Raw genomic sequence first — 25,856 nt, forward strand, 5'->3', positions numbered from 1 at the left:
ATAGAGATTCTGCCCTTCGCGCGGCTGAGAGCGAAATGGAGCACCCTAAGTTTAGATCTCAACGCCGCTGCCGATAAGCTGGAGCCCATGTGTGGAATCGTTGGATATGTGGGCCATTCTGCTGGCCGTGTGAATGCCGGTCACAGTGCGTTGGATGTAGTCCTTGAGGGATTGCGCCGTCTGGAGTACCGGGGTTACGACTCCGCAGGTGTCGCGGTGGTCTCGCAAGGTGCCATCGAGTCCCGGAAGAAGTCCGGCAAGCTGAGCAACCTCCTCGCCGAGCTGGAGGAGCGTCCGCTGCCGGAAACGTTCACCGGCATCGGCCACACCCGCTGGGCCACGCACGGCGGGCCCACGGACCAGAACGCGCACCCGCACCTGTCCGACGGCGGCAAGCTGGCCCTGATCCACAACGGCATCATCGAGAACTTCGCCGAGCTCAAACGTGAGCTGGTGGGCAAGGGCTACGCGTTCGAGTCCGAGACGGACACCGAGGTCGCGGCCGTGCTGCTGGGCGATATCTTCCGCCACAAGCTCGGTGGTGTTGCGTCCGACGGCGGCCTGACGCTGGCGATGCAGTACGCCTGCCAGCGCCTGGAAGGTGCGTTCACGCTGCTGGCGGTCCACGCGGACCAGCCCGATGTTGTGGTTGCCGCCCGCCGCAACTCACCTTTGGTGGTGGGCCTGGGGGAGGGCGAGAACTTCCTGGGCTCGGACGTGTCCGGGTTCATTGACTACACCCGCCGCGCGGTGGAGCTGGGCCAGGACCAGATTGTCACCATCACCGCGGACACGGTGGAGATCACCGATTTCTATGGCGCCCCGGCCGAGGGCAAGGAATACCACGTTGACTGGGACCCGGAATCGGCGGAAAAGGGCGGGTTCCCGTCCTTCATGGAGAAGGAAATCCATGACCAGCCCGACGCCGTGCTGCAGACCCTGCTGGGCCGTTCAGACGTCAACGGCAAACTGACCCTGGATGAGCTCCGCATTGACCCGCAGCTGCTCAAGAACGTCGACAAGATCATTGTGCTGGCCTGCGGCACGTCGGCGTATGCCGGGCAGGTGGCCAAGTACGCCATCGAGCACTGGTGCCGGATCGCCACCGAGGTGGAACTCTCCCACGAGTTCCGGTACCGGGACCCGATCGTGGACGAGAACACCCTGATCGTTTCGATCTCCCAGTCAGGGGAGACGATGGATACCCTGATGGCTGTCCGGTACGCCAAGGAACAGGGCGCCAAGACGGTTTCGATCTGCAACACCAACGGCTCCACCATCCCGCGCGAATCCGACGCCGTGCTCTACACCCACGCCGGCCCGGAAATCGCCGTCGCCTCCACCAAGGCGTTCCTGGCCCAGATCACCGCCGCGTACCTGCTGGGCCTGTACCTGGCGCAGCTGCGCGGGAACAAGTTCCAGGGCGAGATCAAGGACATCCTGGCGGATCTGAACAAGATCCCGGCCAAGATCCAGCGGATCCTGGACAACGAGGCGCAGATCAAGGAACTCGGCGTGTCCATGGCGGATGCGAAGTCGGTGCTGTTCCTGGGTCGCCATGTCGGCTTCCCGGTGGCCATGGAAGGTGCGCTGAAGCTCAAGGAGCTCGCGTACATCCACGCTGAGGGCTTCGCCGCCGGTGAGCTCAAGCACGGCCCGATCGCGCTGATCGAGGAGGGCCAGCCCGTGTTCGTGGTGGTCCCGTCCCCGCGCGGCCGCGACTCGCTGCACGCCAAGGTGGTCTCGAACATCCAGGAAGTCCGGGCGCGCGGCGCCAAGACCATTGTGATCGCCGAAGAGGGCGACGAAGCAGTCAAGGCCTACGCCGAGCACGTCTTCTACATCCCGGAAACCCCCGTGCTGCTGGCCCCACTGCTCAGCACCGTCCCGCTGCAGATCTTCGCCCTGGCCCTCGCCTCGGCCAAGGGCTACGACGTGGACCAGCCCCGCAACCTCGCCAAGAGCGTCACCGTCGAGTAACCGCAGACCGGCCGGCCAAGAGCCGGTCGGTGCCAAGCGAAATGGAAGCCCCGAGCCTTAGGCTCGGGGCTTCCGTTTATTACCCGGCCCGCCCTCTTAGGGCAGCCCGTCCACCGGTCCGCGGCTGCGCCCGGCAACGACGTAGACCCCGAATAGCAGGGCGTGTGGACGGGTACCTCGCCAGCTCAACGAGGCAGAAGCGCCACTTCGCTCGACGACGGTAGCTCGCCAGCGACGCCGCACCAGCCCGGGGGCGGAGCAGCCCGACGTCGCTGAGGGAGGAATAGGGGATCCATCTCCCTGCATGGCGCTTTGCAAGTTCGGACGCACGAGCTGACGTAACGATGGCGCGCTGAAAGTGTGGGTTCTCGCTGTGGTCCAGGGGGCCGTGCGGGATGGTGCCGGCGGGCAGGATGAGGATGCCGTTCCGGTTGACCCATATTTGAACTCTCTGGCCGTCACTGGCGGCGTCTCCGGAGACCAGCCGGCACAGGTCGTCGTCCTCGGGAGGTTCCATGGTCTGTGCCGGCCGTGTTGTCTGAGCCGTGGCGCCTGGGTCGGGCGGGGCGAGGCCGTCTCCGGCCGGGGCGCCCGGCTGACCCGCCGGATGCGGGTTATGGGCCCTGCTGTTGGCAGCAGCGACGGCCTGTATAACGGCTGCGCGCAGTCCATCGGCACACAACCGGGGCGCTTCGACGGCGAACACTTCGCGATCGAGCTGGACAACCGAGCGGACACCGACCTGCTCTCCCAACAGGTCCGCCAGATCGTCGTGATCGGGGCGAACGAGCAGACCGACCCCGTCGTCCAGTTCCACCAGCCAGCCGTGTTTGGCGATCTCGGGTTCGTCCTCGGCCTCGATGGAGATCCAGTCCGCCAACTCGGCCGGCCGAACCGGTTCGACCTCCTCCTCCGCGATGCATGGCACGAGGAGTCCCAGGCGCTCGACAACATCAGCGGTGTGAAGAGTACAGTCATGCTTCTTCAGTCGGTGGTGCACCATTCCCGTCCGTCCTCACACGAGCTCGACAGTCCTTGGGCACACGCGAGTCTACGGCACTAGCGTCCGGGGCAAGGGGGCCTATGTCGCAGGTTGTGCACGGCAGGCTGTGAACGTCCCCGTAGAATAGCGCCATGATCGTTGGCATTGGCGTAGACGTTGTAGACATCGAGCGGTTCGGCCGCCAGCTTGAACGCACCCCGGGGCTCCGGGACCGGCTGTTCGTGCCCGCGGAACGCGAACTGAACACCCGTTCCCTGGCCGCGCGGTTCGCCGCCAAGGAGGCCGTGGCCAAGGTCCTCGGCGCGCCGGCCGGCATGAACTGGCAGGACTGCTGGATCGGCCTGGACCAGCACGGACCCACCATCCAGGTCAAGGGAACTGTGCTGGCGGTGGCCGAGTCCAAGGGCGTCAAGCGCTGGCACGTCTCCATGAGCCACGATGGCGGGATCGCCACGGCCACGGTCCTGGCCGAAGGCTGAGCCACTTACTACTCAGCCCAACGACGGACCTGACACCATGATCAGCGCCTATACCGGAACCCAGATCAGGGCGGCAGAACAGCCGTTCCTGGCTGCCGGCATGGGCGGTGTTCTGATGCAGCGGGCCTCCCATGGGCTCGCCAACGCCGTGGTCCGCGAGCTTCAGGCACGCAGCCGGCGGCTTTACGGCGCCAGCGTGGCCGTCCTCGCAGGCAAGGGCAACAACGGGGGAGATGGCCTCTTCGCCGCCTCGTTCCTGGCCGCCAGGGGAATGCGTACGACGGCGGTACTCACCGCCGGAACGGCCCACGCCGAGGCGCTGGCTGCCTTTGAGCGCGCCGGCGGGCGCGTGCATCTCCTCACCGAATCCAACGCCAGCCAGCTGGCCGCACACGTGGCGGATGCCGACGTCGTAATTGACGCAATCCTGGGGACGGGCGCCCGCGGCGGCCTTCGCGGAGCTGCAGCCGATCTCGTGAGCGGCCTCTCGGATTTGCGGCTAGCGTCCATGGCACAGGGGATTGTGGTTGCCTGCGATATCCCCAGCGGCGTTGATGCCGACACCGGGGAAGCCCATGCGCCGGTGCTGTCCGCGGATGTGACCGTAACTTTCGCCGCCGCCAAGGTGGGGCTGCTGGCGGACCCGGGTGCCGATCACGCCGGCCGCATTCACGTGGTGCCTATCGGCATCGAAGAGGAACTGGCCTGGCCTGCACTGCGCAGGTTTGAGCCGGTGGACCTGGCCCGGCTCCTGCCGCAGCCCGGGAGGCGCTCGCACAAGTATTCGCGCGGCGTCCTGGGCGTCGTGGCCGGATCCGCCGACTATCCGGGCGCCGCCGTGCTGGCCTGCCGGGGTGCGCTGGCGGCCGGCGCAGGGATGGTCCGCTACCTGGGCCCGCCCGAGGTGGCCGACCTGGTGCGGCAGTCGTGCCCGGAGGTGGTGTGCAGCACGGGCACCGTGGCGGAGACGCACGTCCAGGCGTGGCTGGTGGGTTCAGGCATGGGACCCGCCAATACAGAACAGCTCCAGCGCGCCCGTGACGCCGTGGAATCCGGCCTGCCCGTGATCGCCGACGCCGGGGCGCTTCCCGCCCTGCCCGCGATCCTGGCGCCACAGGTGGTTCTCACGCCGCACGCCGGCGAACTGGCGGCCCTCCTGCAGCGGCTCGCCTCGTCCCCGGACAGCCCGGACTTTGATCCCGCCCCGGACCGTACCGCCGTCGAGTCCTCCACCCTTGGCGCGGCCCGGCACGCGGCCGTGCTGACCGAGGCCACTGTGCTGCTGAAGGGCGCCACCACGGTGGTCGCGTCGCCCTTCCAGGATTTCTACAGCCAGGCGGACGGCACGGCGTGGCTCGCCACCGCCGGAAGCGGCGACGTACTGGCCGGGATCATCGGTGCGCTGCTCGCCCAAATGGGGCCCGACGTCGGGCGCTTCCGTGCTGCGGGCATCGATCCGGACGAGCGCTGGGCAGCGATTGCCGCCCTCGGGGCCAGCCTCCACGGCTTGGCGGGAGCGGCCGCCTCCGCCGGCGGACCGCTGACGGCCGGCCGGATTGCGGACGCCGTACCAGACGTCTGGTATAAAGTCAGTCTGCTTAGTAAACCGGCGGGCCAGAAACGTAATAGTCACACCCACCCGCTACCGTAGGCATAGGTTTTGTACCGGCAGGGGCGGTTTTGTGTCCACACACCCGCTGTCGAACAACGATGAGGAGCACGTATGGAAATCTGGCCCGGAACGGCTTATCCGCTTGGCGCCACTTTTGACGGGACCGGCACGAACTTCGCTTTGTTCAGCGAACGCGCCGAAAAGATCGAGCTGTGCCTCTTCGATGACGACGGCGTCGAAACGCGGTTCACGCTTGATGAAGTGGACGGCTACGTGTGGCACGGCTACATCCCGCAGGTCCAGCCGGGCCAGAAATACGGTTACCGCGTCCACGGGCCCTACGACCCTGACTCCGGCAACCGCTTCAACCCCAACAAACTGCTCCTGGACCCCTATGCCAAGGCCGTACACGGGCAGATGGACTGGGAGCCGGCGCTCTTCTCCTACAACCTGGGCGAGCCGGACTCCATCAACAATGAGGACTCCGCGCCGCACATGATGATGGGCGTGGTGATCAACCCGTTCTTCGACTGGGACGGCGACCATAACCTGCGCATTCCGTACCACAAGTCGGTCATTTACGAGGCCCACGTCAAGGGCCTGACCCAGCTCCACCCCGAGATCCCCGAGGAGCAGCGGGGCACCTATGCCGGCGTTGCGCACCCGTCGGTCATCTCGCACCTCCAGAAGCTGGGCGTCACCGCCATCGAACTGATGCCGGTCCACCAGTTCGTCAACGAGGGCACCTTGAAAGACAAGGGCCTGAACAACTACTGGGGCTACAACACCATCGGCTTCTTCGCGCCGCAGAACACCTACAGTTCCACCGGCGACACCGGCCAGCAGGTCCAGGACTTCAAGGCGATGGTCCGCACCCTGCACCGGGCGGGCATCGAGGTCATCCTGGACGTGGTCTACAACCACACCGCCGAGGGCAACCACCTGGGCCCCACGCTGTCCTTCAAGGGCATCGACAACGCCTCCTATTACCGGCTCATGGAGGGCGACGAGAAGCACTACATGGACTACACGGGCACGGGCAACTCGCTCAATGTCCGCCAGCCGCACTCGCTGCAGTTGCTCATGGATTCCCTGCGGTACTGGGTCACGGAAATGCATGTCGACGGCTTCCGCTTCGACCTCGCGTCCACCCTGGCCCGCGAGTTCTACGATGTGGACAAACTCTCCACCTTCTTCGAACTCATCCAGCAGGACCCCGTGGTTTCCCAGGTCAAGCTCATCGCCGAGCCCTGGGATGTGGGTCCCGGCGGCTACCAGGTGGGCAACTTCCCGCCGCAGTGGACGGAGTGGAACGGCCAGTACCGCGACACCGTCCGCGACTTCTGGCGCGGTGAACCGGCCACACTGGGCGAATTCGCCTCCCGCATTACCGGGTCCGCTGACCTGTACGAGCACTCGGGCCGCCGGCCCGTTGCATCGATCAACTTTGTCACCGCCCATGACGGCTTCACACTGGCGGACCTGGTGTCCTACAACGAGAAGCACAACGACGCCAACGGCGAGGACAACAACGACGGCGAATCCCACAACCGGTCCTGGAACTGCGGCGCCGAAGGCCCCACCGACGATCCTGCCGTTCTGGGGCTGCGCGCCCGCCAGCAGCGGAACTTCATCGCCTCGCTGCTGCTGTCCCAGGGTGTGCCCATGCTGCTGCACGGTGACGAACTGGGCCGCACACAGCAGGGCAACAACAACGGCTACTGCCAGGATTCCGAACTGACCTGGATCAACTGGGAGAACATCGACCAGCCCCTCGTCGAATTCACTGCCGCCGTCAACGCGCTCCGCGCCAAGCACCCCACGTTCCGCCGGAGCAGGTTCTTCGACGGCCGCCCCGTCCGCAGAGGCGAAGGCGAGCGGCTGCCGGACATCGTATGGCTGGACCTCGACGGCGATACCATGAAGCCGGAGGACTGGGACAGCGGTTTCGGCCGCTCGGTCGGTGTATTTCTTAACGGCGACGGCATCCAGGGCAAGGACGCCCGCGGCCGCCGGATTACCGACGTGAACTTCGTGCTGTACTTCAACGCACACGATGACATGGTGAACTTCACCCTTCCAAACGACGAGTATGCACCGGCGTGGGACATCATCATCGACACCGCCGGACATAACGCGGACACTGCCCCCGTGAAAGCGGGCCAGATCCTTCCTGTGGATGCCAAGTCACTGGTGGTCCTCAGGGCGCACATGGTGGAGGAAGCGGAGCCGGACCACTCAGTAGCTGCGTCGCTGGCTGCCCTGACGCAGACCAGCACCAGCGAGACCGAAGCGCTCAGCACGCCTACCGTGCCCGAGCCCAAGAAAACGAAAAAGGTCAGCAAACCGAAAGACCAGGCAAAGTGAAGGTTCCGGCGTCCACCTACCGGCTCCAGATCCGCAGCAGCTTCACGCTCTTTGATGCTGCCGCGACCGTTCCGTACCTGAAATCACTGGGCGTTGACTGGGTCTACCTGTCGCCGATCCTGACGGCGGAACACGGTTCCGATCACGGCTATGACGTGACGGACCCGTCGTTGGTGGACCCGGAGCGGGGCGGCCCGGAGGGGCTGCGGGCACTCTCCGAGGCTGCCCGCGCCCAGGGCATGGGCGTGCTGGTGGACATCGTTCCCAACCATGTGGGCGTGGCCTCGCCGGCGCAGAACCCGTGGTGGTGGTCGCTGTTGCAGGAAGGGCGCGGCTCGCCTTACGCGGAAGCGTTCGACGTCGACTGGGACTTTGGTGCCGGCCGGATCCGGATCCCGGTCCTGGGCAGCGATGACGACCTTGATGTGCTGGAAGTCGCCGATGGCGAGCTTCGTTACTATGACCACCGCTTTCCGTTGGCCGAAGGTTCATGTTCCGACGGCGACTCGGCACGTGCTGTCCATGACCGGCAGCACTACGAACTCGTTTCCTGGCGCCGGGCGGACAGCGAGCTGAACTACCGGCGCTTCTTCGCGGTCAACACCCTGGCGGGCATCCGCGTGGAGGACCCTTGGGTCTTCGACCAAGCCCATGCCGAGGTCAAGCGCTGGTTCGACGACGGCCTGGCCGACGGGCTGCGCGTGGACCATCCGGACGGCCTGGCGGATCCTTCCGGGTACCTTCGCAGGCTCAAGGACATCAGCGGCGGAGCCTACGTCCTGGTGGAGAAGATCCTGGAGCCGGGGGAGGAGCTCCCGCCGGAAATGTCCTGCGAGGGAACCACTGGTTACGACGCCCTGGCCGATCTGGACCGCCTGTTCGTGGATCCGGCCGGCGAGGCCGGTTTGGACGCGTTGGATGCACGGCTCCGCTCCGGGGAACCTGCGGACTATGCGGCCATGATCCTGGGGACGAAGCGTGCCGTGGCTGATGGCATGCTGCGGTCCGAGATCCTGCGGCTGGCACGCCTGGTGCCGGCTTCCGCGAATTTGTCCGAGCTTGTGGCGGCGGATGCCTTGGCCCAGGTCATCGCGGCATTCCCCGTGTACCGGACCTATCTGCCCACGGGTGAGGACGTGCTGCGCGAGGCCTGCGCGGCCGCGGCCCGCCAGCGCCCTGACCTGGCCGACGTGTTGGACGTGCTGCTGCCCCTGCTCTTGAAGCCCGAGACCGAACTGGGCCAGCGCTTCCAGCAGACGTCCGGCATGGTGATGGCCAAGGGTGTTGAGGACACGGCCTTCTACCGGTACACCCGGCTGGGGACACTGACGGAAGTGGGAGCGGACCCTTCCCATTTCTCCCTCGACCCGGAAGAGTTCCACCGGCGGTTGGCCGAGCGCCAGGCATCCCTGCCACTGTCCATGACCACGCTGACCACGCACGACACCAAGCGCAGCGAGGACACCCGGGCCCGGATCTCCGTGATCGCCGAGCTGCCGGACGAGTGGGCAGCAACCCTGGACGCGCTTCGCGGGCTCGCCCCTGTGCCCGACGGCCCGTTCGAGAACCTGCTGTGGCAGGCGGTCATCGGTGCGTGGCCGGCGTCGCGGGAGCGGCTGCAGACCTATGCGGAGAAGGCGGCCCGGGAAGCAGCCAATTCCACCACCTGGACGGATCCGGACGAAAAGTTCGAAGCACGGGTCAAGGCAGCGGTGGACGCAGCGTTCGACGACGCCCGGGTCACCACGGCGATCGAGGACTTCGTCGCCAGGACGAATGCCTTTGCCGCTTCCAACTCGCTGTCCCTGAAGCTGCTCCAGCTGACCATGCCGGGAGTGCCGGATGTCTACCAGGGCACCGAATTCCGGGACCGCTCGCTGGCCGACCCGGACAACCGGCGGGCAGTGGACTTCCAGCGCCGCGAAACGGCCCTTGCCGTGCTGGATGCCGGCACGCTTCCGGCAGACTTCCGGGACGAGGCTGCGAAACTGCTGGCGACCTCCCGGGCGCTGCGCCTCCGCCGGGACCGGCCCGAACTCTTCCAGGGCTACCGGCCCGTTTTTGCTTCCGGCCCCGCCTCTGATCATCTGGTGGCGTTCGACCGCGGGGAGGACAGCACCGGCGCTGGCGGCACACCCGGCGCCTTGACCCTGGCCACTCGGCTTCCCTCCGGGCTGGAACGCGCCGGCGGATGGCGGGACACCGCCGTCGAACTTTCCACCTCCATGCGGGACGAACTCACGGGACGGACGCACGGCCCCGGCCCGGTGCCGGTAGCCGGCATCTTCCAGCAATACCCTGTGGCGCTGCTCGCGCCCGTGATCGGAGACAACGCATGAGCCTCACGCACCGCGGTTCCGGCCGGTTCGATGTCTGGGCCCCGGACGCCTCGGCCGTCTCGCTGCTCGCCAACGGGCAGCAGTACACCATGAAGCAGGTGGCGGGAGTCCCCGGCGCAAATGGCTGGTGGTCCGCGCCGGACGCGCCGGCGGACGCAGACGTGGATTACGGCTACCTGCTCGACGGCGATACGAACCCGCTGCCGGACCCGCGGTCCCGCCGCCTCCCGGACGGTGTCCACGCGCTGTCCCGCACGTACGATCCCGGCTCCTACGCCTGGCAGGACGCGGGCTGGCAGGGCAAGGAACTGCGCGGTTCGGTCATCTACGAACTCCATGTGGGAACCTTCACCCCCGAAGGAACCTTGGACGCGGCCGGGGACAAGCTCGGCTACCTCGCGGACCTCGGCATCGATTTTGTCGAGCTGCTCCCGGTCAACGGGTTCAACGGAACCCACAACTGGGGCTACGACGGTGTGCAGTGGTTCGCGGTCCACGAAGGCTACGGCGGTCCTGCGGCCTACCAGCGTTTTGTGGATGCCGCCCACGCTGCCGGGCTGGGGGTCATCCAGGATGTGGTTTACAACCACCTGGGACCCAGCGGCAACTACCTGCCCAGGTTCGGCCCCTACCTCAACCAGGGCGACGCCAACACATGGGGCGATTCGGTCAACCTCGACGGCCCGGGGTCCGACGTCGTGCGTGAATACATCCTGGACAATGCCGCGCTGTGGCTGCGCGACTATCACGTGGACGGCCTGCGCCTGGATGCCGTCCACGCGCTGCGCGACGAGCGGGCCGTGCACCTCCTGGAAGAGTTCGGCGCGCTGGGCGATGCGGTATCCGCGGAGACCGGGCTTCCCAAGACCCTCATCGCCGAATCGGACCTGAACAATCCGCGGCTGATCTACCCCCGCGACGCCAACGGCTACGGCCTCGCCGGGCAGTGGAGCGACGACTTCCACCACGCGGTGCACGTCAACGTCAGCGGCGAGACTGCAGGGTATTACGGCGACTTCGCGTCGCTCGGCGTGCTGGCCAAGGTCCTGAAGGACGGCTTCCTGCACGACGGCAGCTACTCCAGCTTCCGCGGACGCCATCACGGCCGGCCCATCAACACCTCGCTGATCCACCCCGCTGCCCTGGTGGTGTGCAGCCAGAACCACGACCAGATCGGCAACCGGGCCATCGGGGACAGGCTGTCCCAGTCCCTGCCGTACGGTCCGCTGGCTGTGGCCGCAGTGCTGACGCTGACCTCGCCGTTTACGCCGATGCTGTTTATGGGCGAGGAATTCGGTGCCTCCACGCCCTGGCAGTTTTTCACGTCGCATCCCGAGCCGGAGCTGGGCAAGGCGACGGCGGAGGGCAGGATCCGCGAGTTCGAGCGCATGGGGTGGGATCCCGCCGTCGTCCCCGATCCGCAGGATCCCGAAACGTTCCGGCGCTCCAAGCTCAACTGGGCGGAGGCTGCTGACGGTGACCATGCGCGCCTCCTCTCGCTCTACCGCTCGCTGACCGCGCTGCGGCGCGCGTACCCCGAACTGGCCGGCCTGGGGTTCGCGGAAACGGACGTGACGTTCGACGACGACGCCCGCTGGTTGCGCTTCCGGCGCGGGTCCGTGGAAGTGCTGCTGAACTTCTCGGCGTCGCCTGTTCGGCTGGACAGTGCGCGGGGCACGGTGCTGCTTTCGACGGACGAAGGCTCATTGCCGGACGGCGAATCGTTCCTGTTGGCGGCGTACAGTGGGGCGGTTCTGACTGCTGGGACGGAAGTAACCTCAAGTTAACGTAGACACTGGAGTGACCCGGGCGTACTATTCGCGTACTGACCAGCCGTGATGGGCGGCTCGGAGGTGTACGGGCGATGGAGGCCGTCATGGGTGACCCAGCGGATAATGCGGTTCCTCCCACGCTTGAACTCCGCATCCATGGCATCCGCAACACCCCGCCCCACGAGCTCCTCCTTTGCGAAGTCGCCGACGTTACGAGGGTTCAGGGCGACGAACTCGGCGGGTTCTTTACGACAAAATCTCCCTCTGCGGGGCCAACCTATGTGGAAGCCTACAGCTGGGGAAAGCTGGCACGGACGGCGCCGGTCGCCAGTACTTTTGGCAAGATCGGAGCTGTTGCAAGCAATCTGGCCTGGTTTTTGCTGCTGCCCTTCGGTCTGGCTAATGCGGCCTACTGGGCGCGCCGACTGCAAAAGGACGGGCCAAAGGGAGGCAGCCAACTCGCGGCAGGCAACGGAGCGGGAACGGTGCGACTGTTTGCCTTGCTTCTGAGTGTGTTCTACACCGCGGCGCTGTGCACGGTGGCCTTCGACCTGCTGGCGGTGCAATGCTTCCGCCGCCTCGAGGGTGTGCCGGGCATGTCGGTCTGCAACCAACTTCCTGGTCCTGCTGACATGCTTCGGAACATGACACGAGGGCAGCGACTTACAGTTATGGCGTCAGCGCCGTTGCTGGGTATGGGGCTACTGTTCGCAATTTCCCTTTTGTCCAACGCCAAATACCGACGGCGTACACTGCGTGACGAAGCTCGCGGCTCGAAGGAAACTAAAGCTGGCGCCGTCAAACCGCCCATTCTTGCCGCTTCCGGATTCTGGGATCGAAGGTTCGTTTCCTCGTCTACAGGAGTGGTTCACATCGCGGCGTGCTTTTCGTTCGTAGCGCTACTGATTAACGCAGACTCCGTCGCCGCTGTGCGGTCACCCGAATGCACCGGTGCAGGCCAGTGGTTCAACCCCGGCTGCATTTCTGAAATCCTGAGCCGCACTGGTGAACGTGCGCTGGAAATGGCGCTCCTCGTGTCAGGCGGTCTTTTGCTGCTCATGGTGGTCGTTTTGGTCGTGGCGTGGTCATCGGAAGTCCGTGCACCGGTCGAAACGGCGCTCAAGCGCAAGCAAGCCGCGGGCTTAATCATGGTGGCTGTGGTGCTGCATCTGGCTGCAACACTCGGCATCGCCTGCTTCGCGACGCCGGACGACACCGTCACCCGAGCCTTCGCCGGCACCCGCGTGGCGCCTCTAGTACTCCTCGCGCTGTTGACCATCCTGAGTTTGTCGGCTGCTGTGACGCGCTCAGGGGTGCGGGCGAGCAGGGCGTTCGTACTGATCTCGATTTCCACCGCAGCCTTGCTGGCCTGGTCGCTCATCCCCGGAAACGACCTCATTCTTCTAGTTCCAGCTGTGGCTGGGCTGGTGCTGGCCGTGGACCTCCTCAGAATGCGCCGGCGCAGCATTGCCGTTTTCGAGCACGAAGGTTGGTTCGGTTTTGGGCCTGGGGTATTCATGCTCCTGGCGGTCATGTTTGCCTCGTTCCTTAGCGGGAGCCTTGTGGTGGGCGTCGCCGAATTTCTGCGGAGTCCCCGAACTGTGGGTCAGGTCCTCGCGCCAAATCCGGTGTGGCGATCTGTCACCGAGAGCACCGCGCTGGGAGAAATCACTGTGCCCACGGCGTACCGGGTGTTTGCGGGTGTCCTGCTGGTGGCCATCGTGGTTGCTGTGGCGGTCGTTGCCTTTTGGGCCGTGGTGCATCTGTTCAAGCGCCGCATCATTGCGTACCCGAGCGCCTATGATTCCGGCGTCGGGATGCCCCCCGGCGAGCCCGGGGAATTCAGGCCCCGCAAGATGCCGGAATCGCTTGAACCGCGCCTACAAAGGGTGGCAGACAGGCAGCGCTGGTCCTCCTTGGCGCAGCGCGGTGAGCCTGCCGTCTGGATTGTGGCCCTCCTGGTGTGGTTGGCAGTGACAGTCAGCCTGGCCGCCAGCGCGGCGCGAGGCCGCACGCCCAACGATTCCGCGCTACAGGCGTGGTTCAACGAGGTTGCCGTATTCGTGAACCTGAATCTCGCCGGCTGGGGAGTCGTGGCCGGTGCTGTCTTGGTGCTGGGTCTCGCCATCGGAAACGCCGCGTCCTCCAAGGACCGGCCGCTATCGCTCATTTGGGACATCATCTGTTTCCTTCCCCGGGCGGCGCATCCCTTTGCACCCCCTTGCTATGGCGAACGGGTGGTACCGGAACTCAGCGACAGGATGGCCGCATGGTTACAGCCGGCAAACCGGAAAAACGCCCAGATTGTGGTTTCGGCACATAGCCTGGGTGCCGTCCTGGCCATCGCTGCTTTGTTTCATCTGAAAGCGACGTCGCCGGAAACGGACTTCACGAGGATCCGCCTGCTCACGTACGGGGTCCAGCTCCGGTCCTACTTCGGGCGGTTCTTTCCCGAATTGCTGGGACCAGCCGTTGTCAGCACAGCGCCTTCGGCAGGTCCCGCCTTACGTTGGGCAGATCCGTGGATCACGCAGGTTTCACGGGATTTCGTCCTGGCCAACCAAATGCACGTGACTGAGCATGGAAAATACACATTGGCGTCCCTGCTCAACGGGGACTGGGGCAATGCAGAACCCGGCCCGCCACGAAATCACTGGATCAATATCTGGCGCCGCACCGACTATCTGGGTTTTCCCATCGATTCCTTCTGCACCGGCCCGGGGCAGCGGGACTGCATTGCCGAGGAGTTTGAGCCCGCCGGTTACATGGAGGAAGTTGCGACTCACGGGAATTACCTGTCGACGGCTGCGTACACCACGGCCAGGAACGCCTTGATTTCCACCTGATCTGCCGGCACCGCCGGCTCCGGAGACGTAACCCGGGGCCTTGCGGTCTGTAGCGCGCGTCACAGATGGCAGGATGGTATGTATGACTTATTCAGCCGCGGAAGACCGCTATGAATCCATGCCCTACCGCCGCGTCGGACGCAGCGGACTGAAACTGCCGGCCATTTCCCTGGGACTGTGGCACAACTTCGGCGACGACAAGCCCTTCGAAGTGCAGCGGGCCATCCTGCGCCGCGCCTTCGATCTGGGCGTCACCCACTTCGACCTCGCGAACAACTACGGTCCGCCCTACGGTGCCGCCGAAACCAACTTCGGCCGCCACTTCCAGGACGACTTCAGGCCGTACCGCGACGAACTCATCATCTCCAGCAAGGCCGGCTACGACATGTGGCCGGGCCCGTACGGCAACTTCGGCTCCCGCAAGTACCTGCTGGCCAGCCTCGACCAGTCCCTGGAGCGCATGGGCCTGGATTACGTGGACATCTTCTACAGCCACCGTCCGGATCCGGAAACGCCGATGGAAGAGACCATGGGCGCGCTGGATCACGCAGTCCGCTCGGGCAAGGCCCTGTACGCGGGCATCTCGTCCTACACCCCGGCCCAGACCCTCGAGGCAGCCCGGATCCTGAAGGAACTCGGTACGCCGCTGCTGATCCACCAGCCGAGCTACTCCATGCTGAACCGTTGGACCGAGAACGGCAGCCCCAACCTCTACGAGGCCCTGGAGCAGGTGGGTGCCGGCTGCATCGCCTTCTCGCCGCTGGCCCAGGGAATGCTCACGGGCCGCTACCTCAACGGCGTGCCCGCGGATTCCCGGGCAGCGCAGCACAAGTCGCTGGACGAAGCCATGATCACGGACGAAAATCTGGACCGCGTCCGCGGGCTCAACCGGATCGCCGAGGGCCGGGGCCAGACCCTCGCGCAAATGGCGATCGCCTGGATCCTCCGCGAGCAGGGCAAGGGCTCCTCCGTGACATCCGCACTCGTCGGCGCTTCCAGCGTGCGGCAACTGGAAGACACCCTGTCCGCCATCAACAACCTGGACTTCACCGCAGACGAGGTCAATGCCATCGACGAGTTCGCCGTCGAGTCGGACATCAACCTGTGGAAGCAGAAATAACCACGTAATGCTTCAACTGGCGGGGGCAGGGAACAATCCCGGCCCCCGCTGGGTTGGGTAAGATGAAAAGGCGCCGAATGGCGCACTGCCAGCGTGCCGCCGTCGTACTTTTCCGGTACTGACCGTCCTGGCGGCTGAAGTTGTCTTCAAAGGAGCTCCGTGTCTGCAAATCCGATTCGTGTTGCCATCGTTGGTGTGGGTAACTGCGCCGCCTCGCTCGTCCAGGGCGTGCAGTATTACCGTGACGCCGATCCCCAGGCCACGATCCCGGGTCTGATGCACGTGGAGTTCGGCAAGTACCACGTCAACGATGTCCAGTTTGTTGCCGCATTTGATGTTGACGGCAAGAAGGTGGGCGTGGATCTCGCCGACGCCATCCTGGCCAGCGAAAACAACACCATCAAAATCGCCGACGTGCCCCCCACCGGCGTGACCGTCCAGCGCGGCCACACCCTCGACGGGCTCGGCAAGTACTACCTCGAGACCATCGAACAGTCCGCCGAAGAGCCCGTTGACATTGTCGCTGCGCTCCGCGAATCCAAGGCCGACGTTATGGTCTGCTACCTCCCGGTTGGTTCCGAGGATGCAGCGCACTTCTACGCGCAGGCTGCCATCGACGCCGGCGTGGCGTTCGTCAACGCCCTCCCCGTGTTCATCGCTGGCACCAAGGAATGGGCCGACAAGTTCACCGCCGCCGGCGTCCCGATCGTGGGCGACGACATCAAGAGCCAGATCGGTGCCACCATCACGCACCGGGTTATGGCCAAGCTCTTCGAAGACCGCGGCGTCACGCTGGACCGCACGTACCAGCTGAACGTCGGCGGCAACATGGACTTCAAGAACATGCTGGAACGCGACCGCCTCGAGTCCAAGAAGATCTCCAAGACCCAGGCCGTGACGTCCAACGTTGAAGCCGACATTGCACCGCGCAACGTCCACATCGGCCCGTCCGACTACGTCCAGTGGCTCGACGACCGCAAATGGGCCTTCGTCCGCCTCGAGGGCCGCAACTTCGGTGACGCCCCCGTGTCCCTCGAATACAAGCTCGAAGTCTGGGACTCACCGAACTCCGCCGGCGTCATCATCGACGCCATCCGCGCCGCCAAGATCGGCCTGGATCGCGGCATCGGCGGCCCGCTGCTCTCCGCCTCCAGCTACTTCATGAAGTCCCCGCCGGAGCAGTTCAACGACGACCTCGCCCGTGAAAAGGTCGAGGCCTTCATCCGCGGCGACCTCGAGCGCTAAACGCTCTCTCACCTTTGGTGAGTTCTTGGCGGACGCTCTCTCACTTTGAGGTGGGAGAGCGTCCGGCGTTTAAGACGCTCTCCCACGTTTGGGGCGTTTATGACGGACGCTCTCTCACTACCTTGACCGCGAAAAACCAGACACGACGGCGGGATCCACCCAGGCGGACCGCAGTTCCCTCTTGATCATGCTGACGGCGCGTTCGAATCCGTCGGCCAGGTCCTCCTTGCCGAAAAGGAGGACCGTCCAGCCGGCAGCCTCGAAGGCCTTGTCGCGTCGCCTATCGCTGAGCTGCTGCTTGGGCATGAGGTGATGGCCGCCGTCGTACTGGATGGCCACGCGCCGATGGCGGTATCCCAGATCCGCCGACGGCGACAGCGGGTCTGCCTCCCGCAGCGTGAGCTGAAGCTGGGGCTCGGGGACCCCGGCGTCGAGCATTGCCAGCCGGAGCAGGGTCTCCGGGCCGGAATCCGCTCCCACTCGCATGAGTTCCAGGGCTTCGCGGGCGCGGACGATTCCCTGGAGGTTTTTGTGCCGATCCGTCAGAATGCGCAATTCCTCAACGGTGGTGAACGGTACGTCGCGGTCTTCAAACGCCAGCCGGGGCACCCGGATCAACTCGTCACCGAGGCAGACGAGGTCCTTCAACGGCAGCATGCGGGCCATGTCCAGCCACGTACGCGACCGCGTGCTGATGCGGATTCCGTCAACCGATTCGACCTCGTCCTCAGCCGCCGTCACTGTATGCCCAATTACGCCTTTGCGGCGAACGCTCGGCAGGGACCGCGGTTTGCTCAGATGCAGTTCCGTGGAGTCGGAGAGCCACGGCGGAAGGCACGAGGCGCGAAGGCGTGCCGCGGTCACGTGCGATATCCAGGCACCCGGAGTGGCTGCCGAGAGCGCGCGGGCGGCAGCCTCAAGTTCGAAATCCCAGTCTGCGGGACGGTACAGTCCGCGGCTGACATGCGCGACGTCCGGCCGAAGGAGACGATTCCGAGGGACGCCTTGGGCTGTTGCGTCCGTGAGCGTGAACGGGCCGGATGCGAACGTGGCGGGAAGCGCAGTCTGCTTATGCATACCGGCATTGTTCCTTAGAGTCGCCGGTGCCCGCAGAAGTTATCCACAAGTGAGTTTCTCAGGGGCGCTTCGCTCCGCCGTGGGGGCCGAAAATGTACTGCTGTGGGGAACCTTTGCGGTGTCTGGGCTGCCGGAGCAGACTGAAGAGTGTGTTCCGGTCGACCCCGGTCTCTCTTTAGTGCCGGTGAGCCTGTAAGTGAGTTTGGTGGTGGAGGGCGCAGCTTTTGTCCGCGGGACCGTGGAATGTTGCCGTTGAGCACGAATGTCAGATTTGTTGTTTATCCGCCTTCCCCGGGACACAGACGCCATCTGTTGGACTGTTCGAGGAAGGGTGAGCTCTCATGGAGGTCATTCACCCGCGCTGCGCGGGTGTCGATATTTCAAAGAAGGATGCGAAGGTCTGTGTCCGCATCCAGGGCCGCGGCGGCCGGTCCACCACATCCATCGTCACGACTTGGGGTTCGATGACGGGGCAGATCCTGGGGCTGAAGGAACACCTGCTGGACGAGCACGTGGATCTGGTGGTCATGGAGGCCACCGGTGATTACTGGCGCCCCTTCTACTACCTGCTTGAAGACGACGGACTGAACATCATCCTGGTCAATGCCCATGACGCCAGGAACGTCCCGGGCCGCAAAACCGACGTTTCCGACGCTGCCTGGCTTGCCGACCTGGGCGCCCACGGGCTGGTCCGGGCCTCCTTCGTGCCCCCGCCTCCGATCCGTGAACTGCGGGACCTGACCCGGGCCCGGACCATCATCACTCAGGAACGGACCCGGGAAATCCAGCGCCTGGAGAAACTCCTCGAGGACGCCTGCATCAAACTGTCCTCGGTAGCTTCGAACATCACCGGGGTCTCCGGACGACTGATCCTCCAAGCACTCATCGACGGGCAGACCGACCCCGCGGCCCTGGCGGAGATGGCCCAACGCCGGCTGCGGTCCAAAATCCCTGAACTCACCCAAGCCCTCAACGGCCGGTTCACCGAACACCACCGCTACATGACCGGACTCTATCTGCACCGGATTGATGCCCACACCGCCGATATCAACGACCTCAGCGCCAGGATCGAGGCGGCGATGGAGCCCTTTCGTTTCGCCCGGGAGCTCCTGATCAGCATCCCGGGGTTCAGCACCACCATCGCGGAAATCTTCATCGCCGAAACCGGCGCCGACATGAGCGCATTCGCCACCGCAGGGCAGCTGGCATCCTGGGCCGGTACTTCCCCGGGATCCAACGAATCCGCCGGACGGGTCAAATCCACCAAAATACGGCCCGGCAACCGGTACCTCAAAGGTGCCCTGGGCATCGCTGCTCTGTCCTGCGCGAAATCGAAGAACACCTACCTCGGTGCCAGATACCGGCGCATTGCCTCCCGGCGCGGACCCGCCAAAGCCCTCGTCGCCGTCGAACACTCCATCCTCACTGCAGCGTGGCACATGCTCACCACCGGTGAACTCTACAACGACCCCGGCGCCGACTACTTCACCCGGCAGACACCCGTTAAAACCATGGCCCGGGCCGTCAGACAACTAGAATCCCTCGGCTATCAAGTCATTCTCGAACCCCTGCAACAGACCGGATAACACCGCTCACCCCACCGCACTCACCTAATTTTCATGTCAGAGAGCGTTGCCTGGAAAGGCCCCAAAGGTGAGAGAGGGTTCGTTGGAAAGGCCTCAAAGGTGAGAGAGCGTCGGGGGCGGGAGCGGGATAGGTCAGAAGAGGCCGACCGGGTTGCCGTGCGCGTCAACGTCCATGCGCATCGCGGCGGGCTCCTTAGGCAGGCCGGGCATGGTCATAACGGCACCGGTCAGGGCCACGATGAAGCCGGCGCCGGTCTTCGGGATAAGGTCGCGGACGTGGATGGTGAAGCCCTTGGGTGCGCCCAGTTGCGAGGCGTCGTCGGTGAAGGAATACTGCGTCTTCGCCATGCACACGGGCATTCCGCCCCAGCCGTTCTTCTCAATGTCGGCCAGCCTTTTGAGTGCCGGCACCGAGAATTCCACGCCGTCTGCCCCGTAGATCTCCTGCACGATCGTCCGGATCTTGTCCTCCACCGACAGGTTCAGCGGATACAGATGCCGGAAATCCGACGGCGCTGCCACCGCCGCGGCGACCTTCGCCGCGAGTTCATCGCCACCGTCGCCACCTCCGCCCCGGCCCCAGACGTCGGCGACCGCGGCCTGCACACCCTCCCGGGCGCACCAGGCGAGCAGCCACTCCAGCTCCTCGGGCGTGTCAGTCGCGAATTTGTTGATGGCCACCACCGGCGTGATACCGAACTTCTCGACATTGTGCACGTGCCGCTTCAGGTTCCCAACGCCGGCGGCCAGCGCCTCGACGTTCGGCTGCTTGAGCTGGTCCTTTGGGACGCCGCCGTGCATCTTGAGCGCCCGGACCGTCGCCACCACCACGACGGCGGACGGTGCCACGTCTGCAATGCGCGCCTTGATGTCCATGTATTTCTCAGCGCCGAGGTCGGCGCCGAAGCCGGCTTCCGTGACCACGATGTCGGCCAGCTGCTGCGCTGTGCGGGTGGCGATGAGGGAGTTGCAGCCGTGCGCGATGTTCGCGAACGGGCCGCCGTGGACAATGGCGGGCGTTCCGGCGATGGACTGGACAAGGTTGGGCTTGAGGGCATCCTTGAGCAGCATGGTCAGCGCGCCCTGGACACCCAAATCCGCCACCGTGACAGGCCGGCGGTCGTGGCTGTAGCCCACAGTGATGCGGCCCACGCGGTCGCGAAGATCGTCCACGTCCGTGGCCAGGCAGAAGACGGCCATGATCTCGGAGGCCGCTGTGATGTCGAAACTGTCCTGGCGGGGCACGCCCTGCGCCGGTCCGCCGAGGCCGATGATCACCTCGCGCAGCGAGCGATCGTTCATGTCCAGGACGCGCTTGAACGTCATGCGCCGGGGATCGATGTTCAGCTCATTCCCCTGAAAAATGTGGTTGTCCACGAGGGCCATAAGCGCGTTGTTGGCCGAGGTGATCGCGTGGAAGTCACCGGTGAAATGCAGGTTGATCTCGTCCATGGGCAGGACCTGGGAATAGCCGCCGCCCGTCGCGCCCCCCTTCATGCCCAGGATGGGGCCCAAGGACGGTTCGCGCAGCGCGATCATGACCTTGTGGCCCGCCCGTGCCAGCGAATCGGCCAGACCCACCGTAGTGGTGGACTTTCCCTCACCGGCCGGGGTGGGGGACATGGCCGAGACGAGGACCACTTTCCCGGCGGTCTTATCCGTGGGGAGCCGCAGTCGGGCGGGGTCGATTTTCGCCTTGTACCGCCCATACGGCTCCACGGCATCGGCATTGATACCGGCCCGCTCCGCGATCTCCCCGATGGGCAGGATGGCGGCCTTCTGCGCGATCTCAAGATCGGTGAGGACCTTGTTTTCAGACATCGATGTCCTTTGGCTCTGTGCGGAACACTGTGCGCGACAATCTATCAGCCGACGATTCAAAGGTGAGAGAGGGTTGGGGGGAAACGGCTTAAAGGTGAGAGAGGGTTGGGGGAGTTGGGGTCAGCCGGCTGGCCAGCTGCTGTTCGACGGCGGCGTGGTACGTTTCCAGCGTGATGGCGGCAGTGCGGTTCCACCCGAGGTTCTCCGCGCGGATGGCCGCGGCCCGCCCCATATCGGCGCGGGTGTCCGGATCGTCGTACATCGCTTCGAGTGCGTCCGCCCAGTCCCTGGCATGGTGCCCGTCCACCAGCAGCCCGGTCCGGCCATGGCAGATGGCGCGGGACAGCCCGCCCACCCGGGTGCCCACCACTGGGGTCCCGCAGGCCTGCGCTTCGATGGCCACCAGCCCGAACGATTCACTGTAGGACGGCATCACCACAACATCCGCCGCCCGGAACCAGGACGCCAGGTCAGCCGCGCTGACCGGGGGAAGGTGCGTGACGACGTCGTCCATTCCGGACTCAGCGATCAGGTGCCGGAGATTGAAGTCCTTGTTCCCGCTGAGGGCACCCAAAATGGTGAGCCGCATAGCGATCTCTGGCCGCCGGGCCCGCAGCAACGCGGCGGCCTTGAGCAGGACCTGCGGGCCCTTCAGCCGCTGGATCCGGCCGGCGAAGACCAGATGGAACGTCTCCGGCGAAACTCCCCGTTCGGCCCGGGACCGCGCCCGGAAGGCGGGAGTGAAGGTGCTGAGGTCCACGCCCGGCGGTGCGACGTCGATCCGGTCGTAATCGGCACCGTAGTGGGACACCAGCTCTCCGGCTTCGGCGGTGGTGTTGGCGATCAGGCGGGCGGCGCCGTCGACGATCCGGTGCTCGCCCTCTTCGCGCCGCCGCGGCTCGGGCTGTTCGCCGGACTCCAGCAGGAGGTTTTTAACCTTGGCCATGGTGTGCATGGTGTGCACCAGCGGCACACCCCAGAGCTCCGAGAGCTCCAGGCCGGCGATCCCGGACACCCAATAGTGCGAATGGATGACGTCGTAGCGGCCGTGCGGCTGGCGCTGGCGGATCTGCTCGATCTCGGCCACCATGTGGTGCAGCAGCCCCGGCAGCTCTTCCTTGGGGATCTTCCGCGGCGGCCCCGCCAGCACGTTGTGGACGCACACGCCGGGGGCCGGATGTTCGACGGCGGCCTGGTTGGCTGACGTGGAGCGGGTGAAGATCTCCACCTCTACGCCGGTCTCGGCGAGCGCGGACGCCAGTTCCCGGATGTAGACGTTCATGCCGCCGGCGTCGCCGGAGCCCGGCTGCTCCATCGGGGAGGTGTGGAGGGAGAGTAACGCGACCCTGCGGATCAATGCCATGGCTTCTCCTTCCCACCGCTGGCGCGGCGTGGGCCCCGCTGTTGCCCACTCGGTAAAACACTACTCCAGCCGCTCCCGGGCGGCCTCCCGGCACGTGACCGGCTGCTAACGTGGCGCGTGTGAATGAAGCCACAGCACCGCACAGTTCGGCGGAATATTCGATCCGCCCCGCCACCGACGCCGACTGGCCCGGCATGTGGGCGGTGCTGGAGCCCGTCATCCGGTCCGGTGAGACGTTCACCTGGGACCGGGACACCACAGAGGCCGACGCCCGGGCCCGCTGGTTCAAGGATGCGCCAGGCCAGGCGTTTGTGGCCGTGACGGCCGACGGCGGCGTGATCGGCACCGGCGAGCTGCACCCCAATCAGGGCGGCGCGGGCAGCCACGTGGCCAACGCCGGCTACATGGTCCACAGTGCGCACGGGGGCAAAGGCGTGGCGCGGGCCCTGTGCGCCTACTCCCTGGAGGCGGCACGGGACGCGGGCTTCCGGGCCATGCAGTTCAACGCCGTGGTGGAAAGCAATGTCCGCGCGGTGGCCGCCTGGCAGGGGATGGGCTTCCAAATCCTCGCCACCATTCCCGAGGCGTTCAACCACCCCACGCTCGGATACGTGGGCCTGCACGTGATGCACCGGAAGCTCTAGCCGCGCCAAAGTTCCAGCAGCGAAGGGAAGGCGTGCTCGTAGCCGGCCATGAGCTGTGCCCCGAGGGCGGGGGAATCCACCAGGGGATGCCGGCTGAAGGCGTTGACGGCGGCCGCCCGGTCTCCGTGCGTCGCTGCCCGGACAGTGAGCCGCTCCACCTCCTTGACACGCTGGAGGAGGGTGAGTTGCTCCGGTCCCGGGGCTGACTGCGGAAGCGGCACCGCGCCGTCGGGCGTTACCGTGCAGGGGACCTCGACGACGGCGTCCGCGGGCAGTCCCGGAAGGGCCGGTTCCGGGGTAGTGCTTCCGGGGGCGGTCGCCCCGCCAGGACCGGACGCAAGCGTGTTGGGGGTGTTGAGGATGAGCTGGGCGTCCCCGGCCCCCGCCAACGCGCGCATCACGGCCAGGGCGACGCGTTCGTAGCCGCCACCGGCGAGGTCGTCCTCGTCGCGCTGCTCGCCGTGGGTCCGTGCCTCGGCGAGGTAGCCCTCCTCCCGTGAGCGCCGGGCCGCGTCCCACAGTGTGAAGGCGTCCGCCCCGGCCGAGGCGAGCCGCGGGTACAGCTCCGCCTGCTGGTGGTGGATTGATTCCCCGCGGGTGACGGCCATGGAGCGCATGGCCGCGACGGCGCCGTCCCGCTGGTAGTAGTAATAGAGGTACTCGTTGGGCAGGGCGCCGAGGTCCTTGAGGAACGGCTGCGGGAAGAGCCTGCCTTCCTCGAAGGTGCCGAGGGCCGCCGTGTCCGACAGTAGGCCGGGCAGCAGATCCCGGCCGCCGGACTCCAGCCGGTAGAGCCAGCCCAGGTGGTTCAGACCGTAGTAGCCCACGCCGTCGAGCGTTCCCTCCGGCAGCGGCAGGCCGGCGGCGCGGGCCGCCCGGTGCACCAGCCCGCCCGCGGAATCGCAGATCCCGATGACCCGCCGGCCAAGGACCGGCAGCAGGGCTTCGGTGACCATGCCGGCCGGGTTGGTGAAGTTGATCAGCCAGGCGTCCGGGCAGAACTCCTGCATCTGCCGCGCCAGGTGCAGCATCTCGGGGATGGTGCGCAGCGCGTAGGAGATCCCGCCCGCGCCGGTGGTTTCCTGGCCGAGCAGGCCAAGGTCCTGGGCCACGCGTTCGTCGTTGATCCGGCCGGCCGTGCCGCCGGGACGGATGGCCGCGAACACCAGGTCCGTACCTGCCAGGGCCTCCGGCAGGGACGTCGTGGTGTGGACGGCGGGGGCTTTGGCACCTGCGTTCGGGGCGGAGGTGGGGCCGCCGGCAGCTCCTCCGCCGGACTCCGGCATGGCACGCAGCACCGCTCTGATGGCGCTGAGGCGGGCGGGGTCGACGTCGAACAGCACCAGTTCGCTGACCAGCCCTGCAAACGCGCCGGACGCCAGCGCCCGGTACACAAGCGGCACACGGAATCCGCCGCCGCCGGCAATCATAAGCCGCATAGTCAGCAGTCTAGGGGCGCCGCCGGGCGCGCCCCTACCGTGGGACCGCGGCAGGGCGTAGTCTGCCGGACATGGACGCCATCCCGGACCGCCGCTTCGATCCGCTCTCAACCGTCCGCGCACCGTCCGACGGCGGGTTCGACCTGCTGCTGGCCGGCACGGTTTTCCAGGACATCATCTTCACCGGACTGCCGCACGCGCCCGAGCCGGGCACGGAAATCTGGAGCGAAGGCATGGGCAGCTGCCCCGGCGGCGTCGCGAACCAGGCCATTGCGGCGGCGAGGCTGGGACTGCGCACTGGACTCGCAGCCGCCTTCGGCGACGACGGCTACGGCGACTACAACTGGAAAATCCTGGCCGGACAGGAACACGTGGACCTGAGCCTGTCGCGCCGCATTCCTGGATGGCATTCCCCGGTCACCGTCTCGCTCAGCGTCCACAACGACCGTTCCCTGGTGACGCATGGGCACCCGGCCCCCGTGACGTCGTCGGAACTGATCGGTTCGCCGCCGCAGGCGCTCGCCGGCATTGCCGCGTTGGACGCCGAGATCGAGCCGTGGGCGGTGGCCGCGCACCAGGCGGGGGTCAAGCTGTTCGGGGATGTGGGCTGGGATCCCAGCGGCGAGTGGGCTCCGGTGCGCCTGGAGAACCTGCAGTATTTCCATGCTTTCCTGCCCAACCAGCGTGAGGCCATGGCGTTCACGGGGAAGGACAATCCGTGGTCGGCGCTGTACGCGCTGGCGGACCGTGTGCCTGTGGCCGTGGTGACGCTCGGCGCGCAGGGTGCCATGGCCGTGGACTCGGAAACCGGGGAGGAAGAGTGGGTGCCGTCGTTGCCGGTGGCCGCCTATGATCCCACCGGGGCCGGCGATTGCTTTGACGCGGCCTTCATCGTGGGCAGCCTGGCCGGCTGGCCGCTGGGCAACCGGCTCCGCTTTGCCAACCTCTGCGCGTCCCTGGCCGTGCAGGAGGTGGGCGGATCGCTGGCGGCGCCTGGCTGGGGTGACATCGCCGACTGGTGGAAGCGGGCCAACTCCCGGCCGGAACGCCAGAGCAGCCAGTGGCTTCGGCGCTTCGGTTTCCTGGAAGACATTGTCAGCGACGTCCCGCTGGCGGCCCAGCGCCGGGCCACCGCCACCATCGCGCACCTGTCCGACGCCTGA

Annotated in this window: 17 protein-coding genes; 13 read left to right on the top strand and 4 right to left on the bottom strand. The window is 66.0% G+C overall.

The genetic code is table 11. The annotated features are described in order from the left end of the window. Positions 1-87 precede the first annotated feature (87 nt). From glmS to NFC73_RS01655, 10 genes are all read left to right on the top strand, one after another. Positions 88-1,980 carry a glutamine--fructose-6-phosphate transaminase (isomerizing) gene (glmS, locus tag NFC73_RS01610; RefSeq protein ID WP_254747093.1) on the top strand — a complete coding sequence of 631 codons (1,893 nt, stop codon included), beginning with the start codon at positions 88-90 and terminating at the stop codon, positions 1,978-1,980. Positions 1,981-2,596: 616 nt separating this feature from the next. Continuing rightward, positions 2,597-3,043, top strand: coding sequence for a hypothetical protein (locus NFC73_RS01615; protein ID WP_254747096.1), 447 nt, complete (start codon positions 2,597-2,599; stop codon positions 3,041-3,043). Positions 3,044-3,114: 71 nt separating this feature from the next. Continuing rightward, positions 3,115-3,462 (top strand): holo-ACP synthase, encoded by a 348-nt coding sequence (locus NFC73_RS01620; RefSeq protein WP_056344245.1) that lies wholly within the window; start codon positions 3,115-3,117, stop codon positions 3,460-3,462. A 37-nt stretch (positions 3,463-3,499) separates the two neighbouring features. Further along, a complete protein-coding gene (locus tag NFC73_RS01625) occupies positions 3,500-5,113 on the top strand; it encodes an NAD(P)H-hydrate epimerase (protein WP_254747098.1) in 1,614 nt (537 codons plus the stop codon). A 72-nt stretch (positions 5,114-5,185) separates the two neighbouring features. After that, on the top strand, positions 5,186-7,441 hold the full coding sequence (gene glgX, locus NFC73_RS01630; RefSeq protein ID WP_254747100.1) for a glycogen debranching protein GlgX: 2,256 nt from the start codon (positions 5,186-5,188) through the stop codon (positions 7,439-7,441). Next, a complete protein-coding gene (gene treY / locus NFC73_RS01635) occupies positions 7,438-9,780 on the top strand; it encodes a malto-oligosyltrehalose synthase (protein ID WP_254747103.1) in 2,343 nt (780 codons plus the stop codon). The genes glgX and treY overlap by 4 nt, the downstream gene beginning before the upstream one ends. Then, positions 9,777-11,567, top strand: a complete 1,791-nt coding sequence (gene treZ / locus NFC73_RS01640; RefSeq protein WP_254747105.1) for a malto-oligosyltrehalose trehalohydrolase — start codon at positions 9,777-9,779, stop codon at positions 11,565-11,567. Before treY ends, treZ begins: the two co-directional genes overlap by 4 nt. Before the next feature lie 89 nt (positions 11,568-11,656). Then, complete coding sequence (locus NFC73_RS01645; protein ID WP_254747107.1) at positions 11,657-14,398, top strand: alpha/beta hydrolase family protein; 2,742 nt, start codon at positions 11,657-11,659, stop codon at positions 14,396-14,398. Positions 14,399-14,480: 82 nt separating this feature from the next. After that, complete coding sequence (gene mgrA / locus NFC73_RS01650) at positions 14,481-15,518, top strand: L-glyceraldehyde 3-phosphate reductase (protein ID WP_254747109.1); 1,038 nt, start codon at positions 14,481-14,483, stop codon at positions 15,516-15,518. 159 nt (positions 15,519-15,677) lie between these two features. Next, positions 15,678-16,763: an inositol-3-phosphate synthase gene (locus NFC73_RS01655; protein WP_056344223.1), complete on the top strand. Its 1,086-nt coding sequence runs from the start codon at positions 15,678-15,680 to the stop codon at positions 16,761-16,763. Between the two features lie 117 nt (positions 16,764-16,880). On the opposite strand, the gene NFC73_RS01660 is transcribed toward NFC73_RS01655, so the two are convergent. Next, on the bottom strand, positions 16,881-17,840 hold the full coding sequence (locus tag NFC73_RS01660) for a DUF559 domain-containing protein (RefSeq protein ID WP_254747111.1): 960 nt from the start codon (positions 17,838-17,840) through the stop codon (positions 16,881-16,883). Between the two features lie 341 nt (positions 17,841-18,181). Here NFC73_RS01660 and NFC73_RS01665 point away from each other — a divergent pair, with 341 nt between their 5' ends. Continuing rightward, complete coding sequence (locus tag NFC73_RS01665) at positions 18,182-19,426, top strand: IS110-like element ISArsp3 family transposase (protein WP_254747114.1); 1,245 nt, start codon at positions 18,182-18,184, stop codon at positions 19,424-19,426. Between the two features lie 132 nt (positions 19,427-19,558). On the opposite strand, the gene NFC73_RS01670 is transcribed toward NFC73_RS01665, so the two are convergent. Together NFC73_RS01670 and mshA are read right to left on the bottom strand one after the other, a co-directional pair. Next, entirely contained in the window at positions 19,559-21,247 is a 1,689-nt protein-coding gene (locus NFC73_RS01670) for a formate--tetrahydrofolate ligase (protein ID WP_254747116.1), read from the bottom strand. An 88-nt stretch (positions 21,248-21,335) separates the two neighbouring features. Further along, positions 21,336-22,610, bottom strand: coding sequence for a D-inositol-3-phosphate glycosyltransferase (gene mshA, locus NFC73_RS01675; protein ID WP_254747118.1), 1,275 nt, complete (start codon positions 22,608-22,610; stop codon positions 21,336-21,338). Between the two features lie 119 nt (positions 22,611-22,729). Between mshA and NFC73_RS01680 the strand changes: the two genes are divergently transcribed. Then, positions 22,730-23,254 (top strand): GNAT family N-acetyltransferase, encoded by a 525-nt coding sequence (locus NFC73_RS01680; protein ID WP_308292635.1) that lies wholly within the window; start codon positions 22,730-22,732, stop codon positions 23,252-23,254. On the opposite strand, the gene NFC73_RS01685 is transcribed toward NFC73_RS01680, so the two are convergent. Further along, positions 23,251-24,693, bottom strand: coding sequence for a family 4 glycosyl hydrolase (locus NFC73_RS01685; protein ID WP_254747120.1), 1,443 nt, complete (start codon positions 24,691-24,693; stop codon positions 23,251-23,253). The two genes, NFC73_RS01680 and NFC73_RS01685, sit on opposite strands and share 4 nt — an antisense overlap. A 71-nt stretch (positions 24,694-24,764) precedes the next feature. Here NFC73_RS01685 and NFC73_RS01690 point away from each other — a divergent pair, with 71 nt between their 5' ends. Continuing rightward, complete coding sequence (locus NFC73_RS01690; protein ID WP_254747122.1) at positions 24,765-25,856, top strand: carbohydrate kinase family protein; 1,092 nt, start codon at positions 24,765-24,767, stop codon at positions 25,854-25,856.

It is taken from the genome of Pseudarthrobacter humi (assembly GCF_024294965.1).
GTDB classification, from domain to species: Bacteria; Actinomycetota; Actinomycetes; order Actinomycetales; family Micrococcaceae; genus Arthrobacter; species Arthrobacter humi.